We start from the raw sequence: 9,887 nt of genomic DNA on the forward strand, positions 1-9,887 counted from the left end.
TTCCGTGGCTAGGCAGCCGGCGGTACGGGGGCTGCCGGCTGGTTCTCCTCGGTGCGATGGCTCTCGAGGACGCCGGTCCTGTGCCGCTGCACGAACCAGTAGTAGGCGAAGCCGCCGAGCCCGACGATGCCGATGAAGACGAAGGCGCCCCAGCGCAGGTACCAGTGCTGCGGCCCCGTCGCGTTGTAGACCTCGGCGCGCGGCCAGGCGAGGTTGACCGACATGGCCGCTCCCCACAGCACGGCGAGCATGTTGACCGGCAGTCCGAACCGGCCGAGCGAGAAGCTGCCTTCGGCAGGCTTCCAGGTGCCTCGTAGCCGGCGGATCAGCATGGGGGTGGTGACCATCAGATAGGCCAGATAGATCATGATGATCGCGATGCTCGTGATCACCGAGAAGATCTGCGGCTGGTTGACATTGATCACCAGGATGACGACGCCCACCACACCGATCACGACGGCAGGCACCACAGGCGTCTGGAAGCGGGGGCTGACCCGGGCCAGGACCGAGCCCGCGGGAAGGTTGTTGTCGCGTGCCATGGCGAACATCAGCCGGATCCCTGCGGCCTGAACGGCCAGCACGCAGACCGTGATCGCGATGACCACGCACCACAGGAAGATCTCGCCGACGGTCGAGCCGAGCGTGTCCAGCACCACGTACTGCAGGCCGCCCGTCGACAGCTCCTTCGCGGCCAGATCAGGCACTGCCAGCAGCGCGAAGAGCAGGATCAGGCCGCCGATGAGGAACGACGCGATGAGCGCACGCAGGATGGCGCGGGGCGCGTTGTGGCTCGGATTGTGCGACTCCTCACCGAGCGACGACGCCGTATCGAAGCCGTACATGACGTACGCGGACGCGAGCGACGCGGTGAGGAACGCACCGAAGTACCCGAGGGCCTGCCCTTCGCCGAGCCCGTACGTCTCCGTCAAGGCGTCGCTGGGACCTCGGGTGATGTGCGCCGCCAGGAAGATGATCAGGGCGACGGCGGCGATCAGCTCGATGAACACGCCCGCCGAGTTGATCCGGGCCATGAGCTGGACACCGAAGGCGTTGACCAGGGTGGAGAACAGGATCAGTACCGTGCCGAGGAGAACGGCGTTGGCCGCCGCGTCGTTCTTGCCGGTGCCGTCGCCGACGAACTGGAACCAGCCGTCGATCTGCGGCAGCGTGATCTGGTAGGCGAGTGCCACGGCCGAGAGCGTGACCATGGTGGCGGTCATCATCATCCAGCCGCCGAGCCAGCCGACGTGCGGTCCGCCCATGCTCTTGGCCCAGTTGTAGACCGAGCCGGCCACCGGGTAGCGGGCCGCGAGTTCGCAGAAGCACAGGGCGACCATGAGCTGGCCGACGAAGACCATGGGCCAGGACCACCAGTAGGCCGGGCCGCCGAAGCTCACACCGAAGTAGAACAGCTGGAAGGTACCGGTCAGGATCGAGATGTAGCTGATGCCCGCGGCGAAGGTGTGGAAGTTGCCCAGGGTCCGCTTGAGCTCGGGTTTGTAGCCGAGTTCGGTGAGCGAGTCGTCGTCGTGACTGCCGTCCGCCCGGGTTCCCGGGCGCGGGGTGCTCGCCGGGCCCCGGCCCGTCGGGCCGGAGTGGCTCATTCGAACCACCTCTGTGGCCGGGCCGCGGTGTTGCGCCAGATGTGTTTGGCCTCCTGGTACTCCTCGAGACCGGTCGGGCCCAGCTCGCGGCCGACACCGGACTGCTTCATTCCGCCCCACTCGGCCTGCGGTACGTAGGGATGGAAGTCATTGATCCACACGGTTCCGGTGCGCAGCCCGGCGGCCACCCGGTGGGCGCGCTCGGCGTCCTGCGTCCAGACCGCCCCGGCCAGCCCGTAGACGGTGTCGTTGGCCAGGGCGACGGCTTCGGCCTCCTCCCGGAACCGTTCCACGGTCAGGACCGGGCCGAAGGATTCGTCCCGGACGACGGTCATGTCCGGAGTGCACTCGTCGAGCACGGTCGGCAGGTAGTAGAAGCCATCCTGCAGCGCGGGGTCGTCCGGGCGGGCGCCACCGCAACGCAGGACCGCTCCCTCAGCCAGGCCCGCGGCCACGTACTTCTCGACCTTGTCGCGGTGTGCGGCCGAGATCAGCGGCCCGCTGCGGGCGTTCTCGTCGAACGGCCCGCCGAGCCGGATCCCCCGGGCGCGTCGCACCAGCTCGTCGACGAACGCGTCGTGGAGCTCGTCCTGCACGAGCAGCCGCGCACCGGCCGAGCAGACCTGCCCGGCGTGCAGGAACACCGCCATCAACGCGTAGTCGACGGCGGTGTCGAACTCGGTGTCGGCGAACACGATGTTGGGGTTCTTCCCGCCCAGTTCGAGCGCGATCTTCTTCACGGTGGGCGCGGCCGCCGCCATGATCAGCCGCCCGGTGACCAGGCCGCCGGTGAAGGAGACCATGTCCACACGCGGGTCCGAGCTCAGCGGCGCTCCGGCGGTCGCACCGGCCCCGAGCACCAGATTCGCCACGCCGGCCGGCAGTCCCGCTTCGGTGAGCGTCTTCATCAGGAGGATCGCGGTGTGCGGCGTGAGCTCGCTGGGCTTGAGGACGAAGGTGTTGCCCGCGGCGACCGCGGGTGCGACCTTCCAGGCCGTCTGCAGCAGCGGGTAGTTCCACGGTGTGATCAGCGAACAGACACCCACCGGTTCGCGTACCACCCGGCTGTCGATGGCATGATCGCCCGTGTCGACGACGCGGTCGGTGCCGCCGGTCGCGACCAGGTTCCCGAAGTAGCGGAAACAGTTCGCGATGTCGTCCATGTCGTACTCGCTCTCGACGAGCCGTTTCCCGGTGTCCAGGGTCTCGGCTCGGGCGTACACGTCCTTGTCCCGTTCCAGCAGGCCGGCGACGCGCAGCAGCAGACGGCCGCGCTCGGCCGCCGGTGTGCGCGGCCACGGGCCGCTGTCGAACGCCTCGCGTGCCGCAGCCACCGCCGCCTCCGCGTCCCGCGGCCCCGCCTCGTCGACGACGGCGACCAGCTCGCCGTCGGCAGGGCAGCGGATCTCACGCGTTCCGCGCTCGACGGCGGCGCTCCAGCGGCCCCCGATGTACAGCTCAGGCATGACGTCCCTCCGGGCTCGCACGAGTGAGGGGAGGCGTATGGCCGTCCGTGCTGAGCTCGGCACCCAACGTAAGCGCCCACAAGCACCCTCGCGCGGCGAGCGACTCGCACACCGGGCCTCACGTCGATCACCCGGCCTACGTACCGAACGCTGCTTTCCGGCCGAAGCCCGGCTGTTCACCTTGGAACCACTTGCCCGTCATTGCAGGTCAGACGGTAGTTCGCGGTTGTACCAGTGGAATCTGTCCACATGCCGGACAGCTCGCGCGGGACTCACGCACCGCCCCCCAGCTGCCCGAACGGTCATTCGGTAGGTGACTCACCGGAGGGCCGGGCCGGAAAACACTGATCGATGTGCACTCACTGTCCGCATGCATCAGACTCCCCACCGCAATCGCACCCCGAGCGAAGGAGATTCACCAATGCGCGGCAAGCTCTGCAGAATCGGCGTAATCGCCACGCTTTCCACACTCGTCCTGGCCGGCACGGCCGTTACGGGAGTCGCACAGGCCCTGCCCGCACAGCCGTCCGGCCTCTACGCCCCGTCGGCTCTCGTCCTCTCGGTCGGCGAGAGCGGCACCGCCACGGCCGCCGTCCAGCGGGCCGTCACCCTGAGCTGCGCACCCCGCCCCAGCGGGACCCACCCCTCGCCCGCCACCGCGTGTGCGGAACTGCACTCGGTCCAGGGCGAGTTCACGCGGCTGACCACGCCGATGCCGCAGGGGGCCTGCACGCGTCAGTGGGACCCCGTAGTCGTCGACGCGACCGGTGTGTGGCAGGGCCGTCACGTCTCATGGTCGGCCACCTTCGGCAACGCGTGCGAAATGCGGGCAAGCCTCGCTGACGGCCAGGTCTTCGCCTTCTGACCGAGGACGGGCAGCGGTCGCGGTGAGAGAGCATCGCCTCGACCGGAGGGATGAGGCCGGGGCACCCGCCTCGCCGTTCCCGCCCGTGCACGGTCCGCGACCACCCGCGCCCTCGCCGCAGCGTGCACGGCGAGGGCGTGGGGAGCCGGATTCGCACCTGCGGGCTGCGAGCGGGTCAGCTCTTACCCGAGGTGGCGCTCCGGTGCGGGTCAGCCGCCGGAGCGTCGGTCCGGCCGGCGGCGGTCCCGCTCGCCGCGCTCAGCGGACACCCCGTGGCGCGGGTCACCTCGCGGATTTCGCGGTCACCGGGTCACCGGGTCACCGTCCACTTCTGGTTGGCGGCACCGGTGCAGGTCCAGATCTGCAACCGGCTTCCGTTCGCGCTGCTCCCGCCGTTCACGTCCAGACACTTGTTCGCCTGCGGATTCACGATGTCCCGTGCAGCAGGCGTCGCCCACTGCTGCGCAGCCGACCCGTTGCAGTCCCACAGCTGCACCGGGGTTCCGTCCGCCGTTCCGCCCGACGCGACGTCCAGACACTTGCCCAGTGCGCGGATCGTCCCGTCACCACCCACCGTCCACCGCTGCGCAGCGGTGCCGTTGCAGTCGTACAACTGAACCGCCGTGCCGTTCGCGGTCGCGGCACCCGCGACGTCGGCACACTTGCCCGCCAGGCCGGTGATGGGCCCGCCACCGCCCGGCTGACCGCTGTCGGTGCTGACACGGACGTAGTCGACCAGGAGGCGCTGCGGAAGGACGGTGCTTCCGTCCGGGTCGCCGGGCCAGTAGCCGCCGACCGCGAGGTTGAGGATGATGAAGAACGGCTTGTCGAAGACCCACTGCTTCCCGCCCAGGTCGGCCGGGGTACGCCGCTGGTAGACGGTGCCGTCGACGGACCAGGTGATGGCGTTCGGGCTCCAGTCGACGGCGAAGGTGTGGAACGCGTCGGCGAACGCCTGCCCGCCGGGCAGGGAGTAACCCGCGCCGATGCCTCCGCTGCCGGAGTAGCCGGGGCCGTGCAGGGTGCCGTGGACGGTGCCGGGTTCGAAGCCGACGTTCTCCATGATGTCGATCTCGCCGCTGTTGGGCCAGCCGACCTGGCCGATGTCGTTGCCCAGCATCCAGAAGGCGGGCCAGATGCCCTGCCCGCGCGGGATCTTCATCCGGGCCTCGACGCGGCCGTAGGTGGTGGTGAACTTGCCGGCGGTGTTCAGGCGGGCGGACGTGTACTCGCACCGCCCGTACCAGCACTGGTAGTTGCCTGGATTCTCCTTGCGCGCGGTGATGACGAGGTTGCCCTGGCCGTCGAGCGCGGCGTTCCGGTTGCCCGCGGTGTAGTACTGCCGCTCGTGGTTGTTGACGTTGTCACCGGTCTCGGTCTGCCACTTGCCTCCGTCGACGCCGGACCCGGCGGGCCCGTCGAACTCGTCGGAGAACGTGACGGCGGCCGGTGCTGCCGCGGCGGTGGTGGCCTGTGCCGTGACCGCGGGCTCCGGCGTGGGCGCGCTCTGCGCCAGGCCGGTGGACAGCGAGGCGAGGCCGAGCGCCATGACGAGGGACACGATCAGACGTCGAGACGAACGAGGGGAACTCATGCCTTCTCCCTTCGGGGAGCGTGAGGGACTGACGTGCGCATGTCAGATACGAGAGTCGGGCAGGCACCGCATCGAGCCCTCCTCGCGCGCCCCGCACGGACCGGACGGGCCGCACAGGGAGGGTGAAGAGGTGGAGCGCTTAGTTCACTTCTTGATTTAATGAATGAACATCGAGCATGTCAAGGGTTTGGTATAGACCGGAGCCGCCCGTTGGGACAGGACACGGGCCGTCCGGATCCGCCCCGGGTGCGGCGATGACGGATCGTGTCGTGGAGACTTGAGAAGCTGGGCGTCAGCCGCTTCCGGTGGAAAGCCGCACAGCCGGGGCACGTACAGCGGGACGGCAACTCCCCGTCCCGCCGACGGACCGGACCCACGCCGACGAGGGGGACACGATCGACACCGCCGAAACGGACCGGCACCCGCTGGACTCCGCCAACGTGACGAACGCCAGGAACACCCTCCTTGAACTCCTGGGCCGCGCGGGAGTCTTCCGGGGCGAAGCCGAGGAGCTGATCGCGCTCGTCGAGGCCGGCGCGATCGCGGACGCGCACAGCGAGGTCGGCAGGGCGGAGCGCGTCCCGGCCGGGCAGGGGGAGTCCTACGGCGTCGGCTGGCGCGACGGCGCACGGGCCGTCGGCGACGTGCTCGCCCGCGTCGCGGATCGAGCCCTCGAGCGTGCCATCGGCCCGGAGACGCCCGGCTCGGCCGGGGTCACGCGGGTGCGTCACCCCGTCGGGAGGATGGACGTGGAGCGCGCGAAGGTCGCCGTCATGCCGCTCTTCCTCGAGTTCAGTGACACCTCGGACCTCGACCCCGAGGTGTCGGACGAGGTCCTCACCGCACTGCTCGGCACGATGAGTGTCGTGGGTCGGGTGGGGTACGCCGGACGACTCGAGCAGTTCACCGGGTCCCACCGCGAGCGGCTGGCTCACTTGTACGCGCAGTACGGGCCTCACAGCCGCATCGCCGTCCACGGCCGCTACTCCCTGCTCCACTCCCCCACGAGCATCGCCGTACTGGAGCGTCTCACCGCCGCACCGTCAGCACTCCGGGCGGAGTGGGAGCACGCGGAACTCCCCCCGGCATGGCTCGAAGGACTCTCGACGGCCTGGAGCGCGTCGGAGGTCGCTCGAGGTTGACGGCCCGCCCCGGCCCGGGGCCGGGGAGCCGGGGACGACACGGGGCGCGGCCTCCGGCGACGGACCACCTCCGCCTGCGCGGCGACGCGGGGCACCTGCGGTTCGCAGGCGCCCCGCGTCTGTGCTGGAGGACGGACCTCAGCTCAGCGGTTCGATTCGGATGTCACGGAACCGCACCTTGTTCCCGTGGTCCTGGAGACGGATCGCTCCGGCCGACGGCCCCTCCGGAGCACCCGCACCGGTCGGCCCGTCGATCGCGATGTCGTCATGGATCTTCCGGCCGTTCCAGACGACCGTCACACGTGCGTCGGCGGTCTTGCGGCTGCCGTCGTCGAAGCGCGCCGCGCGGAACGTGACCTCGTAGGTCTGCCAGGTCTCCGGGGCGGTAGCCGCGTTGACGTCCGGAGCCTTCTTCTGGTAGATCGCCCCGGCCTCGTTCGTGTCGAGGGTGGTGTCGCCGTACGAATCGAGGATCTGGAGCTCGTAGCGGTCCTGGAGGTAGATGCCGCTGTTGCCCCGGTCCTGGCCGGTCACGTCGTCCGGCAGCAGGGGCACGCGGAACTCCAGGCTCAGCTTGAAGTCCTGGTAGGCGTCCTTCGTACGGATGTCACCGCAGCACACCTCCATCGACCGCTCGTCGGCCACCGGCCATTCCACGCGCCGGCCGTCCGTGTGCTGCCACTGCTCCTGGGAGACGGCGGTGCCGTCGAACAGGGACACGGGTGCACCGTGAGGGAGCACGGTGATCATGTCGAGGTTGACATGACCGGCGTCACCGGGATCGAAGCGGTACGAGATGGTGTTGGGCCCCGCGTGCAGGCGGACCCGCTCCGTCTGCGTCGACCAGGTGTCCCAGGTGCCGGTCGAGGCGAGTTTCGTCTGTCTCACCTTCTTGCCGTTGGCATGCAGGGACAGCGGCTTGGTGCCCCGGTAGGGGTCCGGGCCGTTGGAGTAGCGCAGGTTCACGGCGTAGTCGCCGGCCTTGGGGACCGTCACGTCGAAGGTCGTGGCGGCCTTGCCCTCCGTGTTGTAGCGGTCGACGAAACCACTGCCCGAGTAGCCGGTGTGGTCGGTGTTGACGCCGGCCGTGCCGGTGAGCCGCGCCTCCTCCGCCTCGTACAGCGTGGCCGGCGGCGGCTGCTTGCCGGGCAGGGCGTTGAGCGTGTACCAGGCCTCGGTGCTCCACAGCGTCTCGCCGGAGGCGGAGGCGAAGGGGCGCGGTGAGCGCAGGTGTACGACCCGGCCGGGCTTCAGCCCGTCGAGGCGCACCTGGACGGTACGTCCGTCGGCGGCGAGCGTCGCCGAGCGCACGGTGAGCCGCTCCTCGCCGATCTTCGGACCGCCGTAGTCGGACGTCGGGGTGTAGCGCCACTGCTCCGCCTGGTAGCGGGTCTTCAGCTCCTCCGCGGTGGCGTCCGACAGCGGCTGGGTGTACTCCAGGTCGAAGCCGCCGGGGACCGCCCGCATCTCCTTGACGTCGAAGGTGTTGCCACCGTTGGGCGTGAGCTTCTGCAGGCCGAACTTCAGCTTCCCTTCCTGGCCCCAGTTGCCGTCGGCGCCGAGACCCCCTGCGTACACCGCACCGTCCGGCCCCATGGTGATGCGGTTGACGCCTGCTTCGAGTCCCTGTGTGTAGCGGAACACGGCTCCCTGGTACTGGCCCTTCACCTTCTCCAGGTAGGCCCGCTGGAGCCCTCCGTAGGTGACGTCACCGATGAGCATCTGTCCGGCGAAGCGACCCTCCGTCAGATGCAGTGGCGTACTGGGTGAGTTGCCGATCTCGTTCTGCGGAAGCCAGACGACCGGCTGGGTGACGGGCCGGGTGTCGAACGGACCTGACGGCTCGGTGAAGTGGTTGAAGAAACGGTCCTGCTTGATGTGGACGAGCTTCGACGACGGCAGCCAGCCGCCCTGGTTGTCGGTGGCGAAGATGTCACCACCGGGGCCCCAGCCGATCCCGTTCGGGGTCCGCAGCCCGCCCGCGACGGGCTTGATCTTGCCCGTCTTCTTGTTGATCTTGTACGTCGTTCCGCGGTCCTTCGCCGGCTGCGGGGTGGTGGTCGCACCGCCGTAGTTGATGGCGACGGACAGGTTCACGTAGAAGTAGCCGTCCCGGTAGAGCAGCCCGAAGGCGAACTCGTGGAAGTTGCCGCCGTACGGCCAGGTGGCGACCGTGCGGTACTCGTCGGTGACGAAGTCCTTGTCCCCGTCGACCAGTTGTGTCAGCTCGTGCTTCTGCGAGACGTACAGCGAACCATCGACGTACTTGATGCCCATCGGCTCGCGCAGGCCTTCGGCGACCTTCTTCACCGTCACCTTGTCGCGGCTGGTGTCACCCGTGACATGGTCGAGCAGGTACACCTCGCCCGTCCGGGTCTCGGAGCCACCCCACGTCGAAATCGCCAGACGCCCGTCAGGCAGCCAGTCCATGCCGGTGACCTGCGGTTCGAAGCCGTCCGGGCGCAGGTCGGTGAGGTCGAGGTCGGGACGCACACCGGCGAGCGGCAGCCCGTCACCGGGGCTGTCCGCACCGGATTCGCACTCCTTGCGGCCCGGCGCGGTGACCCGGACGACCCCGGCGTCGGTGCTCAGCGCCTCACGCGGGACGACTCCGAAGCCGTCCGCACCCGGGGGCCTCCACGCGAGCGTCAGTTGCTGCTCGCCGCCGCGCTCGAAGTAGTCCACACGGAACGGATGTAATCCTGCCGTGAGTTGGGCGGACCCGTCCTTGGGCTCGGCGCCGTGCAGGCCGTCGTGGTCGATGACCTCCCGGTCGTCGATCACGAGCCGCGAGCCGTCGTCACTGTTGAGGCGGAAGGCGTACGTACCGTCGGCGGGGACGGCCAGATAGCCGGACACCTCTGCCACGAAGTTGTCGGCGTGACCGCCGAAGTCCTCGACCGTGGACCAGTCCACCGTCGGCATCAGCTTGTCGTGGTTGGGGGTCTGGCCCGGCTTGAGCGTGCACAGTGCGCTGAGTGGCACCTGGGTGTCGAAGACGCGCAGGGTGACGCCCGGCTCCTGGGGCGGGATGTCGTCGGGTTCGGCGGCGACCGGGGGCGCGGCCCAGACACCTCCCGCGACGAACCCTCCGACGAGCAGGGTGGTGAGCTGTTTTCGGGCACGCTGGAACAGCCGTGGATGCATCGGTCCTCCAGAGGGGTCGCACTCCGGTCGGGCTGTACGGGATCCGCGAAGTAGCAGTACGCCTACGGT

6 protein-coding genes are annotated in these 9,887 nt (G+C 69.3%); 2 read left to right on the top strand and 4 right to left on the bottom strand.

The genetic code is table 11. The features are described 5' to 3' along the window. Positions 1–8: 8 nt before the first annotated feature. Both OO67_RS20620 and OO67_RS20625 read right to left on the bottom strand, forming a co-directional pair. On the bottom strand, positions 9–1,604 hold the full coding sequence (locus tag OO67_RS20620) for an APC family permease (RefSeq protein WP_033302502.1): 1,596 nt from the start codon (positions 1,602–1,604) through the stop codon (positions 9–11). Then, positions 1,601–3,070 (bottom strand): aldehyde dehydrogenase family protein, encoded by a 1,470-nt coding sequence (locus OO67_RS20625; RefSeq protein ID WP_033302504.1) that lies wholly within the window; start codon positions 3,068–3,070, stop codon positions 1,601–1,603. Before OO67_RS20625 ends, OO67_RS20620 begins: the two co-directional genes overlap by 4 nt. A gap of 421 nt (positions 3,071–3,491) precedes the next feature. Here OO67_RS20625 and OO67_RS20630 point away from each other — a divergent pair, with 421 nt between their 5' ends. Continuing rightward, a complete protein-coding gene (locus OO67_RS20630) occupies positions 3,492–3,935 on the top strand; it encodes an SSI family serine proteinase inhibitor (RefSeq protein WP_033302506.1) in 444 nt (147 codons plus the stop codon). A gap of 310 nt (positions 3,936–4,245) precedes the next feature. On the opposite strand, the gene OO67_RS20635 is transcribed toward OO67_RS20630, so the two are convergent. Then, a complete protein-coding gene (locus tag OO67_RS20635; RefSeq protein ID WP_033302507.1) occupies positions 4,246–5,529 on the bottom strand; it encodes a glycoside hydrolase family 16 protein in 1,284 nt (427 codons plus the stop codon). A 305-nt stretch (positions 5,530–5,834) separates the two neighbouring features. Between OO67_RS20635 and OO67_RS20640 the strand changes: the two genes are divergently transcribed. Next, positions 5,835–6,671, top strand: a complete 837-nt coding sequence (locus OO67_RS20640; protein WP_341864646.1) for a hypothetical protein — start codon at positions 5,835–5,837, stop codon at positions 6,669–6,671. A gap of 138 nt (positions 6,672–6,809) precedes the next feature. On the opposite strand, the gene OO67_RS20645 is transcribed toward OO67_RS20640, so the two are convergent. Next, positions 6,810–9,818 (bottom strand): 3-keto-alpha-glucoside-1,2-lyase-like domain-containing protein, encoded by a 3,009-nt coding sequence (locus tag OO67_RS20645; RefSeq protein ID WP_033302508.1) that lies wholly within the window; start codon positions 9,816–9,818, stop codon positions 6,810–6,812. Positions 9,819–9,887: the final 69 nt, after the last annotated feature.

It is taken from the genome of Streptomyces atroolivaceus (assembly GCF_000717025.1).
GTDB classification, from domain to species: domain Bacteria; phylum Actinomycetota; class Actinomycetes; order Streptomycetales; family Streptomycetaceae; genus Streptomyces; species Streptomyces atroolivaceus.

Bases quoted from the DNA above. Each gene is read 5' to 3' on its own strand.
- OO67_RS20620 (WP_033302502.1), bottom strand. From the start codon at position 1,604: ATGAGCCACTCCGGCCCGACGGGCCGGGGCCCGGCGAGCACCCCGCGC.
- OO67_RS20625 (WP_033302504.1), bottom strand. From the start codon at position 3,070: ATGCCTGAGCTGTACATCGGGGGCCGCTGGAGCGCCGCCGTCGAGCGC.
- OO67_RS20630 (WP_033302506.1), top strand. From the start codon at position 3,492: ATGCGCGGCAAGCTCTGCAGAATCGGCGTAATCGCCACGCTTTCCACA.
- OO67_RS20635 (WP_033302507.1), bottom strand. From the start codon at position 5,529: ATGAGTTCCCCTCGTTCGTCTCGACGTCTGATCGTGTCCCTCGTCATG.
- OO67_RS20645 (WP_033302508.1), bottom strand. From the start codon at position 9,818: ATGCATCCACGGCTGTTCCAGCGTGCCCGAAAACAGCTCACCACCCTG.